General features: G+C 61.0%; 24 protein-coding genes. 11 read left to right on the top strand and 13 right to left on the bottom strand.

Going from position 1 to position 23,263, the window contains the following annotated elements; all coding sequences use genetic code 11:
* Positions 1-12: 12 nt before the first annotated feature.
* The gene (locus L9B60_RS19585) at positions 13-1,368 is read left to right on the top strand and encodes an HlyD family type I secretion periplasmic adaptor subunit (RefSeq protein WP_249672389.1); all 1,356 of its coding nucleotides are present in this window, start codon (positions 13-15) and stop codon (positions 1,366-1,368) included.
* Positions 1,369-1,478: 110 nt separating this feature from the next.
* Here L9B60_RS19585 and L9B60_RS19580 read toward each other — a convergent pair whose 3' ends face one another.
* Complete coding sequence (locus L9B60_RS19580; RefSeq protein WP_249672388.1) at positions 1,479-2,444, bottom strand: zinc-binding dehydrogenase; 966 nt, start codon at positions 2,442-2,444, stop codon at positions 1,479-1,481.
* A gap of 141 nt (positions 2,445-2,585) precedes the next feature.
* Here L9B60_RS19580 and L9B60_RS19575 point away from each other — a divergent pair, with 141 nt between their 5' ends.
* The gene (locus tag L9B60_RS19575; protein WP_249672387.1) at positions 2,586-4,667 is read left to right on the top strand and encodes a carboxy terminal-processing peptidase; all 2,082 of its coding nucleotides are present in this window, start codon (positions 2,586-2,588) and stop codon (positions 4,665-4,667) included.
* Positions 4,668-4,872: 205 nt separating this feature from the next.
* Positions 4,873-6,705 carry a bifunctional diguanylate cyclase/phosphodiesterase gene (locus L9B60_RS19570; protein ID WP_249672386.1) on the top strand — a complete coding sequence of 611 codons (1,833 nt, stop codon included), beginning with the start codon at positions 4,873-4,875 and terminating at the stop codon, positions 6,703-6,705.
* Here the strand turns inward: L9B60_RS19570 and L9B60_RS19565 are convergent.
* The 8 genes from L9B60_RS19565 to L9B60_RS19530 all read right to left on the bottom strand — a co-directional run bounded on the left by L9B60_RS19565 (position 6,617) and on the right by L9B60_RS19530 (position 13,792).
* Positions 6,617-7,081, bottom strand: coding sequence for an SEL1-like repeat protein (locus tag L9B60_RS19565; protein WP_249672385.1), 465 nt, complete (start codon positions 7,079-7,081; stop codon positions 6,617-6,619). The two genes, L9B60_RS19570 and L9B60_RS19565, sit on opposite strands and share 89 nt — an antisense overlap.
* The gene (locus tag L9B60_RS19560; RefSeq protein WP_249672384.1) at positions 7,078-7,449 is read right to left on the bottom strand and encodes a hypothetical protein; all 372 of its coding nucleotides are present in this window, start codon (positions 7,447-7,449) and stop codon (positions 7,078-7,080) included. The genes L9B60_RS19565 and L9B60_RS19560 overlap by 4 nt, the downstream gene beginning before the upstream one ends.
* Positions 7,446-7,787: a helix-turn-helix domain-containing protein gene (locus tag L9B60_RS19555; RefSeq protein ID WP_438865995.1), complete on the bottom strand. Its 342-nt coding sequence runs from the start codon at positions 7,785-7,787 to the stop codon at positions 7,446-7,448. Before L9B60_RS19555 ends, L9B60_RS19560 begins: the two co-directional genes overlap by 4 nt.
* A gap of 120 nt (positions 7,788-7,907) precedes the next feature.
* A complete protein-coding gene (locus L9B60_RS19550) occupies positions 7,908-8,360 on the bottom strand; it encodes a YkvA family protein (RefSeq protein ID WP_249672382.1) in 453 nt (150 codons plus the stop codon).
* A 301-nt stretch (positions 8,361-8,661) separates the two neighbouring features.
* On the bottom strand, positions 8,662-9,414 hold the full coding sequence (bamJ, locus tag L9B60_RS19545; protein WP_249672381.1) for a BamJ family beta-barrel-assembly machinery protein: 753 nt from the start codon (positions 9,412-9,414) through the stop codon (positions 8,662-8,664).
* A gap of 224 nt (positions 9,415-9,638) precedes the next feature.
* Positions 9,639-10,571, bottom strand: a complete 933-nt coding sequence (gene pcaQ, locus L9B60_RS19540; protein WP_249672380.1) for a pca operon transcription factor PcaQ — start codon at positions 10,569-10,571, stop codon at positions 9,639-9,641.
* A gap of 496 nt (positions 10,572-11,067) precedes the next feature.
* Positions 11,068-11,481 carry a hypothetical protein gene (locus tag L9B60_RS19535; RefSeq protein ID WP_249672379.1) on the bottom strand — a complete coding sequence of 138 codons (414 nt, stop codon included), beginning with the start codon at positions 11,479-11,481 and terminating at the stop codon, positions 11,068-11,070.
* A 412-nt stretch (positions 11,482-11,893) separates the two neighbouring features.
* Positions 11,894-13,792 (bottom strand): potassium transporter Kup, encoded by a 1,899-nt coding sequence (locus L9B60_RS19530; protein WP_249672378.1) that lies wholly within the window; start codon positions 13,790-13,792, stop codon positions 11,894-11,896.
* A 219-nt stretch (positions 13,793-14,011) separates the two neighbouring features.
* Here L9B60_RS19530 and rimO point away from each other — a divergent pair, with 219 nt between their 5' ends.
* The 6 genes from rimO (at position 14,012) to tsaA (ending at position 18,286) form a co-directional block, all read left to right on the top strand.
* Positions 14,012-15,349 (top strand): 30S ribosomal protein S12 methylthiotransferase RimO, encoded by a 1,338-nt coding sequence (gene rimO, locus L9B60_RS19525; RefSeq protein WP_249672377.1) that lies wholly within the window; start codon positions 14,012-14,014, stop codon positions 15,347-15,349.
* 196 nt (positions 15,350-15,545) lie between these two features.
* Positions 15,546-16,007: a GNAT family N-acetyltransferase gene (locus L9B60_RS19520; RefSeq protein WP_249672376.1), complete on the top strand. Its 462-nt coding sequence runs from the start codon at positions 15,546-15,548 to the stop codon at positions 16,005-16,007.
* Between the two features lie 50 nt (positions 16,008-16,057).
* Complete coding sequence (locus L9B60_RS19515; protein WP_249672375.1) at positions 16,058-16,768, top strand: rRNA pseudouridine synthase; 711 nt, start codon at positions 16,058-16,060, stop codon at positions 16,766-16,768.
* A 54-nt stretch (positions 16,769-16,822) separates the two neighbouring features.
* On the top strand, positions 16,823-17,284 hold the full coding sequence (locus tag L9B60_RS19510; RefSeq protein ID WP_249672374.1) for a YehS family protein: 462 nt from the start codon (positions 16,823-16,825) through the stop codon (positions 17,282-17,284).
* A gap of 108 nt (positions 17,285-17,392) precedes the next feature.
* A complete protein-coding gene (locus L9B60_RS19505) occupies positions 17,393-17,581 on the top strand; it encodes a hypothetical protein (RefSeq protein WP_249672373.1) in 189 nt (62 codons plus the stop codon).
* 3 nt (positions 17,582-17,584) lie between these two features.
* Entirely contained in the window at positions 17,585-18,286 is a 702-nt protein-coding gene (gene tsaA, locus L9B60_RS19500) for a tRNA (N6-threonylcarbamoyladenosine(37)-N6)-methyltransferase TrmO (protein WP_249672372.1), read from the top strand.
* Between the two features lie 65 nt (positions 18,287-18,351).
* Here the strand turns inward: tsaA and fpr are convergent, their stop codons facing one another.
* Positions 18,352-19,131, bottom strand: coding sequence for a ferredoxin-NADP reductase (gene fpr, locus L9B60_RS19495; RefSeq protein ID WP_005616041.1), 780 nt, complete (start codon positions 19,129-19,131; stop codon positions 18,352-18,354).
* Between the two features lie 121 nt (positions 19,132-19,252).
* Here fpr and L9B60_RS19490 point away from each other — a divergent pair, with 121 nt between their 5' ends.
* Positions 19,253-20,179: a LysR family transcriptional regulator gene (locus L9B60_RS19490; protein WP_249672371.1), complete on the top strand. Its 927-nt coding sequence runs from the start codon at positions 19,253-19,255 to the stop codon at positions 20,177-20,179.
* On the opposite strand, the gene L9B60_RS19485 is transcribed toward L9B60_RS19490, so the two are convergent.
* Positions 20,176-20,538, bottom strand: coding sequence for a diacylglycerol kinase (locus tag L9B60_RS19485; protein ID WP_249672370.1), 363 nt, complete (start codon positions 20,536-20,538; stop codon positions 20,176-20,178). The genes L9B60_RS19490 and L9B60_RS19485 overlap by 4 nt on opposite strands.
* A 75-nt stretch (positions 20,539-20,613) precedes the next feature.
* Positions 20,614-21,264: a response regulator transcription factor ErdR gene (gene erdR / locus L9B60_RS19480; RefSeq protein ID WP_249672369.1), complete on the bottom strand. Its 651-nt coding sequence runs from the start codon at positions 21,262-21,264 to the stop codon at positions 20,614-20,616.
* A 239-nt stretch (positions 21,265-21,503) separates the two neighbouring features.
* Between erdR and L9B60_RS19475 the strand changes: the two genes are divergently transcribed.
* The gene (locus L9B60_RS19475; RefSeq protein ID WP_249672368.1) at positions 21,504-22,400 is read left to right on the top strand and encodes a DMT family transporter; all 897 of its coding nucleotides are present in this window, start codon (positions 21,504-21,506) and stop codon (positions 22,398-22,400) included.
* Here the strand turns inward: L9B60_RS19475 and L9B60_RS19470 are convergent.
* Entirely contained in the window at positions 22,384-23,094 is a 711-nt protein-coding gene (locus tag L9B60_RS19470) for a tRNA-uridine aminocarboxypropyltransferase (protein ID WP_249672367.1), read from the bottom strand. The two genes, L9B60_RS19475 and L9B60_RS19470, sit on opposite strands and share 17 nt — an antisense overlap.
* Positions 23,095-23,263: the final 169 nt, after the last annotated feature.

Genomic DNA, 23,263 nt, shown 5'->3' with positions numbered 1-23,263 from the left:
GAGTAGTCATCGATGGCAGCATCTTCAGGTCCGCGAGGCTACTTCTCAAGCTTCGGTAAAACCGCGGAAAGCGAGTTCATGCCCGAGCTCGCCAGCGCGTCGTTGCAGGATTCGCCGCGCCTGTCGCGGCTCACGGTCTGGCTGTGCGCCGCGCTGATCGTGGCGGCGCTGGTATGGGCCAAGTTTGCCGTGCTGCAAGAGGTGACCATGGGCGAAGGCAAGGCCATCCCGTCGAGCAAGGTGCAAGTCATCCAGAACCTGGAGGGCGGCATCGTCACCGAGATTTTCGTGCGCGAAGGGCAAATGGTGAACAAGGGCGACACCCTGATACGCCTGGACGACACACGCTTTTTGTCCAACAAGGGCGAAAGCGAGGCCGACCGGTATGCGCTGATGGCCCAGGTGGAACGGCTGTCGGCAGAAGCCGAAGGCAAGCCGTTCGTGGTGTCCGACGAGGTCCGCACCAAGGCCCCGCAAGTGGCCGAGGACGAAATGAGCTTCTACACCTCGCGCCAGCGCCGGCTGGCCAGTGAGCAAACCACCCTCACCGAGCAACTGCGGCAAAAAACCCAGGAGCTGGCAGAGTTTCGCTCCAAGCAGGAGCAGTACCGCTCAAGCCTGGCCCTGCTGCAGCAAGAGATGAACATGTCGGCGCCGCTGGTGGGCACCGGGGCGATTTCACCGGTCGAGATCCTGCGCCTCAAGCGCAGCGCGGTCGAAGCCCGCGGCCAGATGGACGCCACCACCTTGGCCATCCCGCGCGCCGATGCGGCCATCAACGAGATCAAGAGCAAGCTCAACGAGTCGATCCAGACCTTCCGTTCCGACGCCTCCAAAGACCTCAACAGCAAGCGCACCGACCTGTCCAAGATCACCGCCACCAGCATCGCCATCGACGACCGCGTCAGCCGTACCACGGTGGTGTCACCGGTGCACGGCATCATCAAGACCTTGAAGGTCAATACCATCGGTGGGGTGGTGCAGCCGGGCAGCGACATGGTCGAGATCGTGCCGCTGGAAGACAACCTGCTGATCGAAGCCAAGGTGCGCCCCCAGGACGTGGCTTTCCTGCACCCCGGCCAACCGGCCATGGTCAAGTTCAGTGCCTACGACTACACCATCTACGGGGGCCTGAAGGCCAAGCTGGAGCTGATCAGCGCCGACACCATCACCGACGACAAGGGCAACAGCTTCTACCTGATCCAGGTGCGTACCGATAAAAACCATTTGGGCGGCGACAGCAAGCCGCTGCTGATCATCCCCGGCATGACCGCCACAGTGGACATCATCACCGGGGAGAAAAGCGTGTTGGATTACGTGTTGAAACCCGTATTGAAAGCGCGGACCGAAGCGATGCGCGAGCGGTGATTCGCGGCGCTCCCTCTAGGAGCGGATTCATCCGCGAAGGCCGCGCCGCGGTGCATCAGGTACACCGCGACGTTCTTTTCGCGGATAAATCCGCTCCTACGGAGCTTGAATCAAACCAACGAGGCATCCACGATCAACACCACCTTGCCCGACACCTGGTTACCCGCCAATTCCGCGAACGCCGCTTCTGCATCGGTGACCGCGAAGGTGCGCGCCACCTGCGGGTTGAGCCGCCCTTCGCTGAACAGTGGCCATACATGCTGACCCAGGTCACTCAACAGGTCAGCCTTGAACTGGTCATCACGGGTGCGCAGGGTAGACCCCAGCAACTGCACCCGCTTGCCCAGCACCTGGGCCAGGTCCAGCGTCGCATCGCGACCGCCCATCAGGCCGATCAGCACCCAGCGCCCGTCGACTGCCGCCAGCTTCACGTTGAGCTTGGCGTACTCGCCGCCGCCCACCGGGTCGAGGATCACGTCGAAGGGGCCAAAATCATTCAGGGCACTCAGGCCGTCGGTACGCACTACGCCGCCCTGTGCCCCCAGTTGCACGCAGTATTCCAGGCGCTCGCTGGAACCCACGCTGACCCAGGTCGGGTTGCCAAACGCCTTGCACAGCTGGATCGCCGCCGAGCCGATGCCGCTGGCACCCGCATGCAGCAATACTTTTTCGCCCGGCTTGAGCCCGGCCAACTGGAACAGGTTCAGCCACACCGTGGCGTACACCTCGGGGATCGCCGCCGCTTGCACCAAGGTCAGGCCCTCGGGTACCGGCAACACGTGACGACCGTCCACCACCACTTCTTCGGCCATGCCGCCACCGGCGAGCAGGGTGCACACCCGATCACCCACCTGCCAGGAGGAACCGGCACCGACTTCGCTGATAACCCCCGAGCATTCCAACCCGAGGATTTCACTGGCCCCCGGCGGCGGCGGATACAAACCGGCGCGCTGCAACAGGTCGGCGCGGTTCAGGCCCGCAGCCGCCACGCGAATCTTCACTTGACCTACGTCGCATTCCAAGCTCGGATGGTCTACCCACTCCACATGTCCTTCAACGCCTTGCAATGCCTTCACAGTGCCTCCATAGTTGACTCATGACTGAGCTCGGAGCTTAAAGCACCGGGCTTTTTTGCATTATGCGACCGGTTTCAATGGAACCGGCGAATTCAAAGACGGCCTAATATGCGTTATCAATTGCCCCCACGTCGAATCAGCATGAAGCATTTCTTACCCAGCTCCGCCCTTGCACTGTGCATTGGCCTCGGCTCACTGTCGATGTCTGCCTACACATTCGCCGCCAACAGCTGGGATAAACTTCAGCCTGACCGCGACGAGGTGATTGCCAGCCTGAATGTCGTCGAGCTGCTCAAGCGTCATCACTACAGCAAGCCGCCGTTGGATGACAAACGTTCGGTCATCATCTACGACAGCTACCTCAAGCTGTTGGATCCCTCGCGCAGCTATTTCCTGGCCAGCGATATCACCGAATTCGACAAGTGGAAGACGCAGTTCGACGACTTCCTCAAGAGCGGTGACCTGGACCCAGGCTTTACCATCTACAAGCGCTACCTGGACCGCGTCAAGTCGCGCCTGGACTTCGCCCTGGCAGAACTGGACAAGGGCGTCGACAAGATGGACTTCACCACCCACGACACCTTGCTGATCGACCGCAAGGATGCCCCGTGGCTCAAAAGCGAAGCGGAGCTTGACGACCTGTGGCGCAAACGCGTCAAGGACGAAGTGCTGCGCATGAAGATCGCCGGCAAGGATCCCAAGCAGATCCAGGACACCCTGACCAAGCGCTACAAGAACCAGTTGGCGCGCCTGGACCAGACCCGCAGCGAAGACATGTTCTCGGCCTACATCAACACCTTCGCGCAGTCCTATGACCCGCACACCAACTACCTGTCGCCTGACAGCGCGGAAAACTTCGATATCAACATGAGCCTGTCGCTCGAAGGTATCGGCGCCGTGCTGCAAAGCGACAACGATCAGGTCAAGGTGGTACGCCTGGTACCGGCAGGCCCTGCCGACAAGACCAAGCAGATTGCCCCGGCCGACAAGATCATCGGCGTGGCGCAGGGCGACAAGGAAATGGTCGACGTGGTCGGCTGGCGCCTGGACGAAGTGGTCAAGCTGATCCGCGGCGCCAAGGGCTCCGTGGTACGCCTGGAAGTCATCCCGCATACCAATGCGCCGAACGACCAGACCAGCAAGATCGTCGCCATCACCCGTGAAGCGGTGAAGCTCGAAGAGCAGGCGGCCAAAAAGTCCATACTGCACCTCACCGAGAACGGCAAGGAATACAAGCTGGGCGTGATCGAGATCCCGGCCTTCTACCTGGATTTCAAGGCCTTCCGTGCCGGTGACCCGGACTACAAGTCCACCACCCGTGACGTGAAGAAGCTGCTGACCGAACTGCAAAAAGAAAAAGTCGACGGCGTGGTCATCGACTTGCGCAACAACGGCGGCGGCTCGTTGCAGGAAGCCACGGAGCTGACCAGCCTGTTCATCGAGAAAGGCCCGACCGTTCTGGTGCGCAACGCCGATGGCCGCGTCGACGTGCTCGAGGACGAGAACCCGGGCGCCTTCTACAAAGGCCCAATGGCGCTGCTGGTAAACCGCCTGTCGGCCTCGGCCTCGGAGATTTTCGCCGGCGCCATGCAGGACTACCACCGCGCGCTGATCATCGGCGGCCAGACCTTCGGCAAAGGCACCGTGCAAACCATTCAGCCGCTCAACCATGGCGAACTGAAACTGACCCTGGCCAAGTTCTACCGGGTTTCCGGGCAGAGCACCCAGCATCAGGGTGTACTGCCGGACGTGGCCTTCCCGTCGATCATCGACACCAAGGAAATCGGCGAAAGCGCGTTGCCCGAAGCCATGCCGTGGGACACCATCCGCCCCTCGATCAAGCCTGCGGTCGACCCGTTCAAACCGTTCATTGCCCAGCTCAAGGCTGACCACGACGCGCGCACCGACAAGGACGCCGAGTTCATCTACATTCGCGACCGCCTGGCGCTGGCCGAGAAGCTGATGAACGAAAAAACCGTGAGCCTGAACGAAGCCGATCGTCGTGCCCAGCACACCGACATCGAAGCCAAGCAACTGGCGCTGGAAAACGCCCGTCGCAAGGCCAAGGGCGAAGAGCCGCTCAAGGAAATGAAGAAAGAGGACGAAGACGCCCTGGCGGCCGAGCCCGACAAGACCAAGCCGGAAGACGATGCCTACCTGGCCGAAACCGGGCGCATCCTGCTGGACTACCTGAAGCTGAACTCGACGGTGGCAAAACATTGATGCAGTGATGGCCATTGGTCATCAAAACGTCATCAACCTGTCGTGAAATAAGAGGCTGGGCGCCGCAAGCGCCCAGCCTTTTTTTTGCCTGCCGCCGGTGGTTCGCGGATCAACCCGCCCCTACACATTCCCCGTAGGAGTGGATACATCCGCGAAGCCAACACCCCGCACGCCCAGGCTACCCACTTGGAGGTAAGCGACGGCCATGACCATCACCGAACAGATCGGCACCTTGGGCAACATCCTGGCGCACGGCGGTTTGCACAGCCTGTTCCAGCCCATCGTCTCGCTGTCGGAACGGCGCATCCTCGGATTCGAGGCACTGAGCCGCGGCCCGTCCAACTCCGCGCTGCATTCGCCGATCAACCTATTTGCCGTGGCCCGCCAGGCCGGGCGCCTCAGCGAGCTGGAGATCGCCTGCCGCGAAAGCGCCTGCCGGCGTTTCAGCGAGCAAAAACTCCCAGGCAAGCTGTTCCTCAACGTCTCGCCCGAGTCGTTGCTGGAACCCACGCACCAACCGGGCCGCACCCTGCAACTGCTGCAAAGCTTCGGCATCCCGCCCAGCGAAGTGGTGATCGAGCTGACCGAACAGACGCCCACCGACGATTTCGGCTTGCTGTTCAACGCCCTTCATCATTATCGCGCCATGGGCTTTTCCATCGCCCTGGACGACCTGGGTGCCGGTTACTCCAGCCTGCGCTTGTGGTCCGAACTGCGCCCGGACTACGTGAAAATCGACCGGCACTTCATCGACGGTATCCACCAGGATGCGGTGAAGCGCGAATTCGTCGGCTCCATCCTGCAAATTGCCAAGGCCTCGCGGGCCCAGGTGATCGCCGAAGGCATCGAATTGGTGGAAGAGCTGGCCGTGCTGGCCGAGATGGGCGTGGACCTGGTCCAGGGCTATTTGCTGTGCCGACCGCAGGAGCATCCCCCGCACGACGCCCGCGCCATGCTGCCAAAACTTGAAACCAGCAGCCCGGCCCTGAACGATGACGGCAGCGACCTGAGCGCCCTGCTGATCGAGCAACCCTCGGTGCACTGCGACATGCCCACCGCGCGGGTGCTGGAGGCCTTCCGCCGCCAAGCCAACCTGAACTCCCTGGCGGTGCTGGACGCCGACGAGCAGCCCTGCGGCATCGTGCACCGCTACTCGCTGTCCGAAGCGCTGCTCAAGCCCTTTGCCACCGACCTGTTCGCACGCAAGCCGATCAGCCGGTTGATGAGCGAGGATTTCCTGGCCGTGGAGATCAACCAGTCCCTGCAACAGGTCAGCCGGTTGCTGACCAGCCGCGCCCGCCAGCGCATCGAGGAAGACTTCATCATCACCCTCAACGGCCGCTACGTGGGCTTGGGAAGGGTGATCGATGTGCTCAAGCTGATCACCGAGCTCAAGATCCAGCAGGCGCGCTACGCCAACCCGCTGACCCTGTTGCCCGGCAACGTACCGATCCAGCAGTGCCTGACGCGGCTACTGCAGCAAGGCCGCGAGTCGCTGATCTGCTACGTGGACATCGACAGTTTCAAGCCCTTCAACGACATCTACGGCTACGGCCGCGGCGATGAAGTGCTGCTGTGCCTGGCGCAATGCCTGAACGAACGGGTCGACCCCAGCCGTGACTTTGTCGGCCATATTGGCGGCGACGACTTTTTGCTGGTGCTGGGTGCGCAAGACTGGCGCAAGCGCCTCATTCATCTGCAGGAAGACTTCCAGAGCCAATGCCGGCGCTTCTACCGCGCCGAACACTTGGACGAAGGCTGCTTCATTGCCACCAACCGCCAGGGCCAGCGCCAGGAGTTTGCCCTGCTGTCGTTGTCGATCGGCGTGGTGCACCTGCACCCCGCGGCCTGCGCGACGCTGGATGCCAGCCAACTGGCCGAACTGGCTTCACAGGCCAAGCATCACGCCAAGAACATTCCCGGCTACAGCCTGTACGTGATCGACTCGCTCAGTGCCGACCTTGCTCATAGCGCTGTGCCGCTTGCGGATCCGGCGCAAGGCCCGGGCCACCCTGGCGGTACAGCTGCGCAAGCTTGAGCGCGGCCATGGGGTGGCCCGCGTTCAGTGCCAAGGTCCACCAGTGCACGCTGGCCACTGCGTCCGGGGCGATACTGGCCGTGCCTGCCAGGCACATCACCCCCAGTTGATAGGCGGCCTTGGCGTCGCCGGCTTCGGCGGCCAGGCGTAACAGCCGCCCCCCCTCCTCGCGGGCCCCGATGCCCACGCCGCGAAAGGCCAGGATATGCCCGTAAAAGCTTTGCGCCTGAACATCGCCCAAGGCCGCCATGCGAGCGAACTGGCCTTCAAGCCAGTGCCAACCCTGCGGTTGCTTGACGAACCAGGGCCAGCCAAACAGTTGCCGTGCCACCCAATAGCTGACCCTGGCGCGCAGCCGCCAGAGCCATGGCTTCACGACGCACACTCCTCGGGGTAGGCGTATTCGAATACCCGCACCACTTCCGAGGCGTGCCAGGAGGCGGCGGCTACTCCATCGGAGGGCCCGGAGAAACGCCCCAGGCGCTCCACGCACTCGAAGAAGCCCGGGCGCGGCAAACGGCTGGCCCCCTGACTGATCACCAGCGAACTGCGCAGGGGCTGCTCGGCACGGGCATCCAAAGCCGCCAAGTGCTCCAGGGCGGCGGTCAGGGTTTGCATGGCCGGGGTCGGGAACTCCAGGCGCTCTAACAGCGCGCGGTAGGTCAACAGGTGGCGCTGGCGGCGGGCATGATCCAATTCGCTCAGCAGCCCATCCCATTGCTGGCGACTGATACGCACGCTCATGACGGTTCTTCCCAGCCGGGAACCCCCAGTTCCCAGGCCAGGCTTCGTCGGATGGCCGCGTCCGGTACCCGCTCGCCACTTTCGATCATGGCCAGGTACGAGGGGCTGATGCCCACCGTGCGGGCCAACGCCTCCAGGGCCAGGCCCTTGGCTTCGCGCAGCGGCTTGAGCTGGTCGAAGCCCACTGGCGAAGCGGCTTCGGCATTGGCATTGGCGGCTACTTGCGGCTCGACAGTGGCCTGCGGCGCGCCTGCAGCAGCCAGCAGTGCTTGATACTGGTCCCACGGCAACACCGCATACTCCGGCTTGCCATCGCGGCTGATGACCTGAACACCCATGACAACCCCCATGTAGGATTACTCTAAGTAATCTGTCGGCATATTCCTTATGCCAAATATAGTAACAGTCGCAGGGGTTTGCGGGCGCGGAGTATTTCAATGCTCATACAATTGACGCTTTCAGTCCTTGTGATGTTCCAGCGTCAAGGCCTTGGGGCTGGCCGGCAGGCGTTCCACCACCCGCAGCTTTTCCGGGGCCAGGGCACTGCGCCAGGCGCGGAAGGCGTTCAGTTCCGATTCCAGAGTGCTCATCACCCACGCCAGCACCGCGATGTCGTCGAGCATGCCGATGCCCGGTATCCAGTCAGGAATGGCGTCGATGGGGCTAACAAAGTACATCAAGCCCGCCACGATGGACAGCAGCGCCCGCGGGCTAATGGCCCGGTACTCACCGCGCCAATAGGCCACGCAGAGCGCCTGCAGCAGTTTCACATCGTCTTTGAGCTTGCCCAGGCGGCTGCCCTCGCCCCTGCCCTTGCGGGCCACGGCAAAAATCAGCGCGGGCAATCGGCCGCGTGCCAACAGGCGTTCGGCCAGTGGCAGGAAGCGGACGTAACTCCAAGGTGCTTTCATAGGGTCTCCGAGAGGACAGGCAGGCAAGGTTATCCACAGATATTGTGGATAACCTTGTGAACAGAGCTGCTTGCGCAGCCTGAAAGCCCCGTTTTACAAGGGGTTGGCTTAGATCGGGCGTTTTTTACACACATTAAAAAACGCAAAATATCGTTGACCGGGCAAGCGTTTGCGGCTAGATCAGCCCATGTGCAGGTATGACTGCCCTGTGCGCTGCCAGTTCGATGAAAATTGTTTCATCGAATGCACCAATGAAAACGCCCCGTCGAGACGGGGCGTTCGGGTGCAGCAGGGCGTCGACTTACTTGGCCGCAGCCTTGTCGTCGTCGGCTGCCGGGGCCGCAGGCTCGGCGTCAGCTTTTGCCGGGTCCTTGATGGCCAACAGTTCCAGGTCAAAGACCAGTACCGAGTTCGCCGGGATGGTCGGGCTTGGGCTTTGCGCGCCGTATGCCAGGTCAGCCGGGATGAACAGCTTGACCTTCTCGCCCACGTGCATCAGTTGCAGGCCTTCGACCCAACCTGGGATCACACCGCTCACTGGCAGGTCAATCGGGCTACCGCGCTCGATGGAGCTGTCGAAGACCTTGCCGTCGATCAGCTTGCCTTCGTAATGAACGGTGACCACGTCAGTCGGCTTAGGCTGTGGGCCATCGGCTTTCTTGACGATCTGGTACTGCAGGCCGGAAGCGGTGGTGACCACGCCTTCCTTCTTGCCGTTTTCCTCAAGGAACTTCTTGCCAGCCGTTTCAGCTTCGGCATTCATTTTGGTCATGCGCTCTTCAGCACGCTTTTGCAGCGCGGCGAAGGCCTCGACCAATTCGTCGTCCTTGAGCTTCTGAGGCTTTTTGCCAACGGCATCTTCGATGCCTTGTGCTACAGCCTTGGAGTCCAGGTCGTCCATGCCTTCCTGTGCCAGGCTCTTGCCCATGTTCAGGCCGATACCGTAGGAAGCTTTTTGCGCCGGGGTTTTCAGCTCTACGCTGGTCTGCGCGTCGCAACCCGCGAGGACCAGAGTGACCAAGGCAACCGCCGCCGCCAACCGATGCTGTTTCATGCTATTTCCTTGTTCATGCGCCAAATGGGCAATCGAGTAAAGCCGCGAGCTTATCAGGCGGCCACGACCAGTGGCTACCGGCATAGGAGCTGGAAAATGTAGATAAGTTCACGTCAGCTATAGGTTTCTTCCCGCCGGGAGCAAAAATGCCATCATCCTGACAAATACCTTACAAACATCTAGGAAAAAACTGACAGACCAATCCCACAAGCTGCCCGTTGACGTCAGGGATGACTGACTTGCCGATAGCGTAGCGCAACTTCGCGCAATACCTCGCACATCCATTGCGCCGGCAACGGCAAGGCCATCGCCGCATTGCTGCAAATACCCACCGAACCGCCCGGCTCGCGCACACCCAGGTCCAGTTCGGCCAGTTCGCCACGGCTGATTTCCAGCAGCACGGCATCACGCGGCGCCACCCAGATGGCGTCACTGCTGAGCACGTAGCGCCGGCTCAAGGTGGGCGACAGGGTCTCTACCCGCTGCGCCGACGGTACGATCGCACACTGTACGAATAGGCTGTCGGCGTGCTTGCGGATGGTGGTGCCGGCGCTCGGCACCACCAAGGGGTAGCCACTGATCTGCGCCCGGTCGGTGGGTTGCAGCATCAGCAACGGGTGATCAGGGCGCACTACCAGGGTCATCGACTCGCTGTACAGATGCTCGAACAGCAAGCCCTGGATTTGCGGGCTGTCGGTCATGCGCCCGATCACCAGGTCCAGCTCGCCCACGTGCAACTGCGACAACAGGAAGGCGCTGGGCCCGGTGGCCACGCTCACCACCAACGCCGCGTGGCGCTGGTGCAACAGGCCGATCACCTCGGGCATCAACAGGCTCTCTACAGTAGAGAGGATGCCGATCTTCACCTGCGGTGGCTCATGCTCCTCGGTGCGCAGGGTGCTCACACCGTCGCGCAATGCCTGCACGCACGGCCCGGCATAGCGCATGAAGCGTATACCGGCCGGGGTCAGCTCCACGCCACTCTTGCCGCGCTCGAACAGGCGCGTTTCAAGCAGGTCTTCCAGCTCCTTCAGGGTTTTGGAAATAGCCGGCTGGCTGATTGAAACGGCATCGGCAGCCTTGGCGAAGCTGCCTTGGCGGGCAATTTCGAGAAAGCACAGCAGGTGGCGGAATTTGATGCGAGTGTCGAGGTTCATGGGCGCATCGTAGCGCACCTTGTGGCGGCTACTGAAGGCCGGTACAAAGACTCATTGCCCCTTATCCAGAGTCGAGCACACAAGGCTGACAACTCGACCTGACAGACCATGGCGCGTTGCAACCCATTTGGGAGCAGGCTTGCCTGCTCCCACATTCCATGGCCTGTGGGGTTGGTGTTGTCAGACTTGTGTGCCTGGCTTAAGGGGCGGGTGGCAGCAATATAGAGCGGCACTGCGTCCGACCAGGAAAATGCCTACGGTGGGTTTCAGGTCGCGGTCAATGAGATAGAGCGCGGTGGCTGATCCGCGAATAAATCTGCTACCACAGAAATAAAATGATGCCTAGGCTGGTGCGAAGCCCCGTAACCAAGTGCTTTAGACAAACTTTAATTTGAGCCACAGAAAAATACACCGCACCTTGCAGGTGCGGCGCAACATCTTTTAATAGGTGATATCAGGAAAGCCTCAACGCACTCACATCAATACGAGCTTTTTTTCAATACCATCGCCCTCGGTAAATGGCCAATCCACTACCCTTTTCATTAACGGTCAACACAGCCTCAAGAATTGAAAAATTCGTATCAGTATTAATTATCACGGACACATCACGAACGTCATCGTCTCGTACAAAAAAACTCGCAGAACAGCCTGGCCCTACACTATTTTCAAAGTGATAATGGCCGTCCTCCTCATACGACTTATCCGGCATAGTAAATACTACTTTGACAAATCCCGTTGCATCGTTCGCATTTGAGAGCACGAGCCCAAAGGCGGAACTTAGCGAAGGATCAGCTTCCCACTTAAATGTTTTACTATCGTATATTCCACGACTTGTATTCATCACCATGACAGCCACCTTTATTATTGAACCAACGTTCTCGTGTGAAAAGTTTATCAGCACACCCGACAAGCAAGCACTCCTCCCCCCACGTAATGAAACACCACCATGCGAAGAGAGCACCACAAGAAAAAACAAAGTGCCTGACACCTTTAGTATGAAACCAGCACAACCATTGTCAACTGACAAAAATACCAGTTCGAAATAAATAAAATACTTTCAACTAAATCTCTCAGGAAAAATTAAAAACACACTCATTTATTGCACAGATATAAAAACAAACACGCCTGATCGATAACACGACCTTACAGGCCATGGCCTCTGGTTGGTGTTGCCAACCTTGTGTGCATGGCTTGGAGGCTGCGTGAAGCGGCTTGGCATGTGAGGTAGACCGAGGTGCTTGCTTCGCGGATTCATCCGCGAAAAAAAAACGCCGCGGTGTATCGAATACACGGCGGCGTTTTTTAGCTCAAAGACCAGGCCCTTACATCTCCACCTGCGTACCCAACTCGATCACCCGGTTAACCGGCAGCTTGAAGAAGCGCAAATTGCCGTTGGCATTCTTCAACATGAACGCGAACAACGCCTCGCGCCAACGCGCCATGCCCACCAGCTTGGACGGGATCACCGTTTCGCGGCTGAGGAAGTAGGTGGTGCGCATCGGGCTGAAATCCAGGTCGTCCAGGTGGCACAACTTGAGCGCGCCCGGTACGTCCGGTTCATCCATGAAGCCGTAGTGCAAAATCACCCGGAAGAAGCCTTCGCCGTAGGACTCGACCTCAAAGCGCCGCTCTTTGGGCACCCGTGGGTCGTCTTCGTTGACCACGGTCAGCAATACCACCTGCTCATGCAGCACCTGGTTATGCAGCAGGTTGTGCAACAACGCATGGGGCACGGCGTCTGGGCGGGCCGTGAGGAACACCGCGGTACCCTGCACGCGGTGCGGGGGTTGCACGCGGATGCTGCTGATGAAGATCGGCAGCGGCAGGCCGCCTTCATCCAGGCGGTCGACCAACAGCTGTTTACCGCGCTTCCAAGTGGTCATCAGGATGAACAGCACGGTACCGGCCAGCACCGGGAAGGCGCCACCCTGGATGATCTTGGGCACGTTGGCGGCGAAGAACAGGCCGTCCACCAGCAGGCAGATGGTCATTACCGGCACCGCGAAGATCGGCGGCCACTTCCACGACAGCAGCATCACAGCGGCCACCAGGAAGGTGGTCATCAGCATGGTGCCGGTCACGGCCACGCCGTAGGCCGAGGCCAGGGCACCGGAAGACTCGAAGCCCAGCACCAGCAGGATGACGCCACACATCAAGGTCCAGTTCACGGCGCCGATGTAGATCTGGCCTTGCTCATCACTGGAGGTGTGCTGGATGTGCATGCGTGGGATGTAGCCCAACTGGATCGCCTGTTGGGTCAGCGAGAACGCCCCCGAAATTACCGCCTGAGAGGCAATCACCGTGGCCACGGTGGACAAGCCGATCAACGGCAGCAACGCCCAGTTCGGCGCCAGCAGGTAGAACGGGTTGCGGGCCGCTTCCGGGTCGGCAAGGATCAATGCGCCCTGGCCGAAGTAGTTCAGCACCAAGGCCGGCAGCACCAGGATGAACCAGGCGCGGGCAATGGGCTTGCGGCCGAAGTGACCCATGTCGGCGTACAGCGCCTCGGCACCGGTCAACGCCAGTACCACGGCGCCGAGCACGGCAATGGCAATGCCCACGTGGCTGACGAAGAAGCGCACGCCCCACATCGGGTTCAGTGCGTTGATCACTTCCGGCTGCTGGGAAATCCCGTAGGCGCCCAGCACCCCCAGCACCACGAACCAGAGCACCATCACCGGGCCAAACAGCTTGCCGATACTGGCCGTGCCGTGGCGCTGGATCAAAAACAGGCCCACCAACACGATCAGCGCCAGCGGCACGACCCAGTGGCTGATGCCGTCGAACGCCAGTTCCAGGCCCTCGATGGCCGACAGCACCGAGACCGCCGGCGTGATCATGCTGTCGCCATAAAACAGCGCAGCACCGATCAGCCCGCACACCACCAGGGCGGCGCTCAAGCGCGGGTACGGCGCCGCCGCCCGGCGAGCCAGCGCCGTCAGGGCCATGATGCCGCCCTCGCCCTGGTTATCGGCGCGCAGCACGAACAGCATGTACTTGATCGAGACCACCCAGATGAGCGACCAGAAGATCAGCGAGAGAATGCCCAACACCCCATCATGGTTGACTTGGATACCATAACCGCCAGTAAACACCTCCTTGAGGGTATACAACGGGCTGGTGCCGATATCGCCGTAGACGACCCCGACGGCTGCCACGAGCATTCCGATCGGTTTGACCGCTGAATGACCGGCGCCTGCCTGACTACTTGCCTGAACCATCAACCACTCCTGAAACCTTTAGACTTGGGTGTTACAAAATGCTGCGAGGCTTAACGCGGCGAAGCATAGCGCAGCACTCGTCGTATTTCCCTGCATAAAGCTGGTCAAGTGCGATTGCCGTCGCTAGAATTGCGCACTTTTTGATCAGAGACGCGAAAAGCGTCCATCAGGGCAGCCTGCTCGACGGCAGGCGTGTTCCCATCTACACCGAGGTTAGCCATGTCCACCACTCCTGCACCGGCCGCTCCAAAGGTTGGTTTTGTCTCCCTGGGTTGCCCTAAGGCCCTGGTCGACTCTGAACGCATCCTGACCCAGTTGCGCATGGAAGGCTACGAAGTCGTGGCCACGTACCAGGACGCCGACGTGGTGGTGGTGAACACCTGTGGTTTCATCGACACCGCCAAGGCCGAGTCCCTGGAAGTGATCGGCGAAGCCATCAAGGAAAACGGCAAGGTGATCGTCACCGGTTGCATGGGCGTCGAAGAAAACGCCATCCGCAAGGTGCACCCCAGCGTGCTGTCCGTTACCGGCCCGCAGCAATACGAGCAGGTGGTGAACGCGGTGCACGACGTGGTGCCGCCGCGCCAGGATCACAACCCGCTGATCGACCTGGTGCCGCCACAAGGCATCAAGCTGACCCCGCGCCACTACGCTTACCTGAAGATTTCCGAAGGCTGCAACCACAGCTGCAGCTTCTGCATCATCCCCTCGATGCGCGGCAAGCTGGTCAGCCGCCCGGTGGGCGACGTGCTGAGCGAGGCCGAGCGCCTGGTAAAAGCCGGCGTGAAAGAGATCCTGGTGATTTCCCAGGACACCAGTGCCTACGGCGTGGACGTCAAGTACAAGACCGACTTCTGGAACGGCAAGCCGGTCAAGACCCGCATGCTGGAACTGTGCGAAGCGCTGAGCAGCCTGGGCGTGTGGGTGCGCCTGCACTACGTGTACCCGTACCCGAACGTCGACGACATCATCCCGTTGATGGCCGCCGGCAAGATCCTGCCGTACCTGGACATTCCGTTCCAGCACGCCAGCCCGCGCATCCTGAAGCTGATGAAGCGCCCCGCGTTCGAAGACAAGACCTTGGCGCGCATCAAGAACTGGCGCGAACAGTGCCCGGACCTGATCATCCGCTCCACCTTCATCGTCGGCTTCCCTGGCGAAACCGAAGAAGACTTCCAGTACCTGCTGAACTGGCTGACCGAAGCCCAGTTGGACCGCGTTGGTTGCTTCCAGTACTCGCCGGTGGAAGGCGCCCCGGCCAACCTGCTGGACGCCGCCGTTGTACCGGACGACGTCAAGCAGGACCGTTGGGACCGTTTCATGGCCCACCAGCAAGCCATCAGCGCCGCACGCCTGCAGATGAAGATCGGCAAGGAAATCGAAGTGCTGATCGATGAAGTCGACGAGCAAGGCGCCGTGGGCCGCTGCTTCTTCGACGCGCCGGAGATCGACGGCAGCGTGTTCATCGAAAACGACGGTACCTTGCAACCGGGCGAGAAGATCATGTGCCGGGTGACCGACGCCGACGAATACGACCTGTGGGCCGAGAAGATCTAAAGCCCACCGCCGAAAAAACCGCGCCATCTGATGATGGCGTTTTTTTTGCGCTGCATTTTTTGACTGTAGGAGCATCTGCGAAAGCCGCGCTGCGGTCTCCCTGATAGCCCGCGGCGTTCTCTTCGCGGATAAATCCGCTCCCACAGTCACGCTTGACTGCTATCGTTTGAGCTTCAGGGACAAGGAGAACACTGACATGCACCACCCAGTCTGGACGCCGCGAGCCAAGGACTACCCCGAGCTGACCCAGGTTTGGGAAGCGTCGGTGCGGGCCACCCATACGTTTTTGCCCGACAGCTACATCACTCTGCTGGGCAAGCTGGTGCTGGAGCAGTATCTGGACGCCGTGATGCTGATCTGCTGCAAGGACTCGCGCGGGCGCATCAACGGCTTCGCCGGGGTGTCCGGCGGCAAGGTCGAAATGCTGTTCATTCACCCCAACTATCGCGGCGAGGGTATCGGCAAACGGCTGCTGGGCTATGCCACCGAACACTTGAACGCCAGCCAGCTCGACGTCAACGAGCAAAACACCCAGGCGGTGGGCTTCTACCTCAAGCAAGGTTTCGAGGTAGTGGGGCGTTCCGAGCGCGACGGCATGGACCAACCCTATCCACTGCTGCACCTGCGCCTGGCGCTGCGGCAATCTGCGCGGGCTTAACCGGCGCCGGGCGGTTACACTATTGCCCTTCCCTTGTTACGGCCCCTGTCATGTCTGAACCCATTCGCCTCTCCAAACGCCTCATTGAACTGGTCGGGTGCTCGCGCCGCGAGGCCGAGCTCTTTATCGAAGGGGGCTGGGTGACAGTGGACGGCGTGGTCGTCGACGAGCCGCAGTTCAAGGTCGACAGCCAAAAAGTCGCGCTGGACCCCGACGCCAAGGCCGAACAGCCGGAGCCGGTGACCATCCTGCTGCACCAACTGCCCGGCCAGAGCGTCGAGCAGGCCCTGGCCAGCATCGGCGCCGAGAGCCTGTCCGAGGAGCACCGTTTCAGCAAGCGCCCGCTCAAGGGGCACTTCCTGCGCCTGAGCTGTGCCGGCGAGTTGCAAGCCGGTGGCAGTGGCCTGCAGGTGTTTACCCAGGACTGGAAAATCGTGCGCAAGCTGACCGCGGACGCGGCGAAGATCGAGCAGGAGTACGTGGTCGAGGTCAGCGGGCAGATGTCCGAGCACGGCCTTAACCGCCTGAACCATGGCGCCACGTTCAAGGGCAAGGTGCTGCCTGCGGTCAAAGCCAGCTGGCAGAATGAAACCCGCCTGCGCCTGGTTATGAAAAACCCCGCCCCCGGCCTGATCGCGCAACTGTGCGCCTGTGTCGGCCTGACCATCGTCAGCATGCGCCGCATCCGCATCGGCGGCGTGTCCCTGGGCAAGGTCCCGGCGGGCGAATGGCGCTACCTGGCGACCAAGGAAAAGTTCTAACCCCCCTCTTTTTGCGCGCCGCACACGCGGCGCGCCCCGATCAGGATGTACACCATGATTCACAATGACGTAATGCGCAGCGTGCGCTACATGCTCGACATCAGCGACGCCAAGGTCGCCGACATCATCAAGCTGTCGGGCTTGGAGATCGCCAAGGCCGACGTGGTCGCGTACCTGACCAAGGAAGAGGAAGAAGGCTTCGTGCACTGCCCCGACGAAGTCATGGCGCACTTCCTCGATGGCCTGGTGATCTTCAAGCGTGGCAAGGACGAGACCCGCCCGCCGCTGCCGATCGAACTGCCGATCACCAACAACATCATCCTGAAAAAGCTGCGCGTGGCCTTTGAACTGAAGGAAGACGACATGCACGCGATCCTCAAGGCCGCCGAGTTCCCGGTGTCCAAACCTGAGTTGAGCGCGCTGTTCCGCAAATTTGGTCACAATAACTACCGCCCGTGCGGCGATCAGTTGTTGCGCAACTTCCTCAAGGGTTTGACACTGCGTATTCGCGGCTAGGTCATTGAATACGCTGGCGGCTGGTTCGCGGATAAACCGCTCCTACAGGTTTGCTGTGGGTGCGGATTTATCCGCGAAGAGACCGCCGCCCATCTACCGGGCTCTCCCATGCTCAAAGCTCTGCTGCTCTCAAGCGCCCTCGCCTTCCCATTACTGGCCAGTGCCGGCCCCGCCGCCTGGTACAAATGGCAAAGCCTGACCCAGGTCGGCACCTACGTGTGCACGCAAACCTATCCGGGCACAGGCTGGAAGCGCATTGCCGGGCCTTACACCAACGCTGGCTGCCGTAACCACTAGACCATGACCCATAGCGTCTCGCCCATCGGCTTCGTCCGTTCCTGCTTCAAGGAAAAATTCGCCATCCCTCGCCAACCGCAACTGGCGCCCGCTGCCCGCGGCGTGCTGGAACTGGTGGCGCCGTTCGATCAAGGGGACGCGGTGCAGGGTTTGGAGCAGGTCAGCCACGTGTGGCTGCTGTTCCTGTTCCACCAGGCCCTGGAGGACAAGCCGCGGCTCAAGGTGCGCCCGCCGCGCTTGGGCGGCAACACTTCCATGGGCGTGTTCGCCACCCGCGCCACCCACCGGCCCAATGGCATCGGGCAGTCGGTGGTGCGCCTGGACAAGGTCGAGGCCGCACGCTTGCACCTGTCAGGCATCGACCTGCTGGACGGCACGCCAATCCTGGACATCAAGCCGTACGTACCCTACGCCGACAGCGTTTTGGATGCACGCAACGACATGGCCAGCGGCGCGCCGGTGCTGATTGAGGTGCAATGGTCGGATAGTGCACTTGTTCAAGCCCACGAGCACGCCACGCGCCTTGCAGAGCCCTTGGTGGCACTGATCGAGCAGTGCCTGGCCCAAGACCCGCGCCCGGCGTACCAAAAGCCTGCACCTGAACGTGAATACGGGGCCAAGTTCTGGGATGTGGATGTACGTTGGCATTACCCCAAGCCCGGTTTGATCTGTGTACTGCAGGTCATCATGCTCATGCCCGCCTGATACAACGCGCACAAAAAAACCGCCTGGCCGGTAAACGGGCAGGCGGCTTTTTGTGTGGCGCGGGCCTACTTCTCGACGAACGCTCGCTCGATCAGGTAATCACCCGGCTCGCGCATGCGCGGCGAAACGGTCAGGCCGAAGCTGTTCAGCACTTCGCTGGTTTCGTCCAACATGCTCGGGCTGCCGCACAGCATGGCGCGGTCGTCCTGCGGGTTGATCGGCGGCAGGCCGATGTCGCTGAACAGCTTGCCGCTGCGCATCAGATCGGTCAGGCGGCCTTCGTTCTCGAATGGCTCGCGGGTCACGGTTGGGTAGTAGATCAGCTTGTCACGCAGCGATTCGCCGAAAAACTCGTTCTGTGGCAGGTGCTCGGTGATGAACTCGCGGTAGGCGACTTCGTTCACGTAGCGCACGCCATGGCACAGGATGACCTTTTCGAAACGCTCGTAGGTTTCCGGGTCCTGGATCACGCTCATGAACGGCGCAAGGCCGGTGCCGGTGCTCAGCAGGTACAGGTGCTTGCCGGGCTTGAGGTCGTCCAGCACCAGGGTGCCGGTAGGCTTCTTGCTGATGATGATCTCATCGCCTTCCTTCAGGTGTTGCAACTGCGAGGTCAGCGGGCCGTCTGGCACCTTGATGCTGAAGAACTCCAGATGCTCTTCCCAGTTCGGGCTGGCGATCGAGTAGGCGCGCATAAGCGGGCGGCCGTTGGGCTGTTGCAGGCCGATCATCACGAACTGACCGTTCTCGAAGCGCAGGCCCGGGTCGCGGGTGCACTTGAAGCTGAACAGTGTGTCGTTCCAGTGATGGACACTGAGGACACGTTCGTGGTTCATGTTGCTCATGTACGGTGGCTCCTATCGAAAACGCCTGCGCTGACCATGAGCGCGATTGCATATTAGTTTAGTGGCAGCGACAATATCTGTGAATTGAATTATTAAGATATAGGTTATCGGTTATATCGATATGCGATTTACTCTGCGTCAACTTCAGGTCTTCGTCGCCGTCGCGCAACAGGAAAGCGTCTCCAAGGCCGCCCACCTGCTGTCGCTGTCCCAATCGGCGGCCAGCACCTCCATTACCGAACTTGAGCGCCAGTGCAGCTGCCAGCTGTTCGACCGCGCCGGCAAGCGCCTGAGCCTCAACGCTTTGGGCCATCAACTGCTGCCCCAGGCGGTGGCCCTGCTCGACCAGGCCAAAGAGATCGAAGATTTGCTCAACGGCAAATCCGGCTTTGGCTCGCTGGCGGTGGGCGCTACCCTGACCATCGGCAATTACCTGGCCACGTTACTGATCGGCAGCTTCATGCAGCAGCACCCGGAGAGCCAGGTCAAATTGCACGTGCAGAACACCGTGCACATTGTGCAACAGGTGGCCCATTACGAAATTGACCTGGGGCTGATCGAAGGCGATTGCAGCCACCCGGACATTGAAGTGCAACCTTGGGTGGAAGATGAACTGGTGGTGTTCTGTGCGCCGCAGCACCCGCTGGCACAGCGCGGCAGCGCCAGCATGGAGGAATTGACCCGGGAAGCCTGGATTTTGCGTGAACAAGGCTCCGGCACCCGCCTGACGTTTGACCAGGCCATGCGCCACCACCGCTCCACGCTGAACATTCGCCTGGAACTGGAACACACCGAAGCGATCAAGCGCGCGGTGGAATCGGGGTTGGGGATTGGCTGCATCTCGCGCCTGGCGCTGCGTGACGCCTTTCGCCGGGGCAGCCTGGTGGCCGTGGAAACACCGGACCTGGACCTGGCCCGGCAATTCTTCTTTATCTGGCACAAGCAGAAGTACCAGACCTCGGCCATGCGCGAGTTTCTCGAGCTGTGCCGCTCATTCACCGCCGGCGTTCAGCGCAGCGATGAAATCGTGCTGCCCAGCATTCCCTAAAGCAGGATGATCGCCCACACCAGCGCAATCATGGCCAGGGCCACGAACTGTGCGGCGCTGCCCATGTCCTTGGCATTCTTGGACAGTGGGTGGCGGTCCAGGGAGATGCGGTCGATGGCCGCCTCCACTGCCGAGTTGAACAATTCGACGATCAAGGCCAGCAAGCACACCGCGATCAGGATGGCGCGCTCGGCACGGCTCACGTGCAGCATGAACGCCACGGGCACCAACACCACGTTAAGCAGTACCAGTTGGCGAAACGCCGCTTCGCCAACGAAGGCAGCCTGCAAGCCGGCGAACGAATAACCGGTGGCGTTGAAAATACGTTTGAGGCCGGTCTGGCCTTTGTATGGGGACATGGTGAGTCGACTGCCGGGCAAATAAACGAGGAAGCTAATGCAGCTATCGTCAAAAAAGCGTGAAGGCCAGAGGCCTCAAGACGCCGAAATTGACTCAAGTTGTTGCAGAAGCAAGGCCGCCTGGGTGCGGGTACGGACATTCAGCTTGCGGAAAATCGCCGTGACGTGGGCCTTGATGGTGGCCTCCGACACACTCAATTCATAAGCGATCTGCTTGTTCAACAGGCCTTCGCAGACCATGGTGAGCACGCGAAATTGCTGCGGTGTCAGGCTGGCCAGGCCTTCGCTGGCCGCTTTGGCCTCTGGCGAGACGCTGACCTGTTCGAACGCTTGTGGTGGCCACCACACCTCACCCTCGAGCACATTACGCACCGCTTCCTGGATAACCTCCAGGGTGCTGGATTTGGGAATGAAGCCGCTGGCGCCAAATTCGCGCGAGCGCACCATCACGCTGGCCTCTTCCTGGGCCGATACCATCACCACGGGGATTTGCGGATATTGCCCGCGCAACAGCACCAGACCGGAAAACCCGTAGGCACCGGGCATGTTCAGGTCCAGTAGCACCAAGTCCCAGTCGGCCTTGGCGTTGAGCTGAACTTCAAGTTCGGCAATGCTGGCCACTTCGACCAGGCGGGTGTCCGGGCCAAGGCCCAAGGTGACAGCTTGGCGCAAGGCGCCGCGAAAAAGGGGGTGGTCGTCGGCAATCAGGATGTCGTATGTGGCCATCGATCTAATGATCCTGTTCTGTGCAGGCATGCAAAGAGGCGGCGCCTGCCAAGGTTGCGCACATTTTAACGCCAAAGCCCGGGCTAAACGGGACTTTACATGGCGCCAGTGCACAAATCGGCGCCAAGCATGCCGACCCTTGTCGGGGTGGTCAAGTTGAACGGTTTACGGCACAGTTCGCGGCCTTGCGCTGAAGACTACATCGTGGCGCGCCTTTTCCGACAAACAAGAGAGCCCCCATGCGTCGCCAAGCCTTACGCGCCGACCTGTTGATGCTGCTAACCGCGATCATCTGGGGGTCGGGTTTCGTCGCCCAGACCGCCGGCATGGACCACATCGGCCCTTTCCTCTACTCCGGCTTGCGGTTCGCGTTAGGGTCGTTGTGCCTGTTGCCGCTGGTGCTGCGCAAAGGCAGCGACCAGGCACCCCGCGAACCCTTCCTGACTAAAGGCCTGTGGCTGGGCGGCGGGCTGATGGGCCTGGTGCTGGCAGGCGGCATCAACCTGCAACAGGTCGGCCTGCTGTTTACCAGCGTCACCAATTCGGGCTTCATCACCGGCCTGTATGTGATTGTAGTGCCGTTGCTTGGCCTGGTGCTGGGGCAGCGCATCGGCATGGGCATCTGGCTGGGCGCGGTGTTGGCCGTGGTCGGCATGGCCCTGTTGAGCGTGGGCGACAACTTCCAGGTGGCGGCCGGCGATTGGTTGCAACTGGCCGGGGCGTTCGTGTGGGGCGGGCATGTGGTGATCGTCGGTATTTTCGCCAGCCGCCACGACGTGATTCGCCTGGCGTTCCTGCAGTTCGTGACCTGTTCGCTGGTCAGCCTGATCCTGGCGCTTGGCTTTGAGCACTTCGATATACAGGCGATCATGCTGGCCATGCCGGCCATCGTATATGGCGGCGTGGTGGCCGTCGGTATCGGCTACACCTTGCAAGTGATCGCCCAGAAAGACGCCATCGCCTCCCATGCGGCGATCATCTTCTCGCTGGAAGCCGTGTTCGCCGCGATTGCCGGGGCATGGTTGCTCAATGAGTCATTGCACCTGCGCGGCTACATCGGCTGCGGCTTGATGCTGGTGGGCATGTTGGTGGCGCAGTTGTGGCCGCGCAAGCAGCCGGTCACAGGAACGCCTTGAGGCGCTCGTGCACCTCATCGCCCTCATCCATCGCTAACTGGAACTTGGCCCCCAGGTAATGGCTGGTGAACACGTCCAGGTAGGCATCCAGCGCCTCGGCGGCACGCTCGTCACCGGCCAGCTCCAGGCACAGCGCCGCCACTTCTGCGGTGCAAAAGTGATCATCGCGCTTGGAGCGGCGCAACTTGTAGCGCGACATCTGCTCGGCCTGCAGGCTGAGCACCGGGAAGCGCTCCAGGTACGGGCTCTTGCGAAACATCTTGCGCGCCTCGGTCCAGGTCGCATCCAGCAGGATGAACAGCGGGCGCTTGCCGGGCGCAGGCTGCACTTGGCTCACCACCCGCTCGGGCGCCACGAACTCGCCGGGGAAGACGATGTAGGGCTGCCATTGCGGATCGTCGAGCAGCGCCAGCAGTTGTTCATCCACCGCCTTGCGCGACCAGCCGAAGGCGCTGGTCTGCTCGATCACATCGGCAATCAACCAGCCGGTGTTGGTGGGCTTGAGCGGTTCCACGTCGTACATCACCAGGCACATACCCGACTGCGCCTCGACGCGCGGGCGCCAAGCGCACAGGCAATAGCTGAAAATCACCCGGCACCCGGGGCAACGCGGTGCCCGCGACCCTCGCGCAACGAACGGCTTGGTGCAGGCGGCCAGGCGCTGGGCGCGCAGGCGGGAGACGGCATGGGGCATCACGATTCACAGGTCCAGGCTAGGCCGCCCACGGCTCGGGCGGCCTGAAAACGCGGCAGTTTATCAGAGCACAGGCACTGGCCGATGCATTTAGCCCCGGCCCTCCCCTATAATGCCGTGCTTTTATGAACGCACAGGCAGGTCACTGGTCCAACAGCCAGTCACTGAA

The organism is Pseudomonas abieticivorans (assembly GCF_023509015.1).
Lineage (GTDB): Bacteria > Pseudomonadota > Gammaproteobacteria > Pseudomonadales > Pseudomonadaceae > Aquipseudomonas > Aquipseudomonas abieticivorans.
The sequence above is the reverse complement of the archived record's forward strand: the minus strand, read 5'-3'. Positions and strand labels throughout refer to the sequence as shown.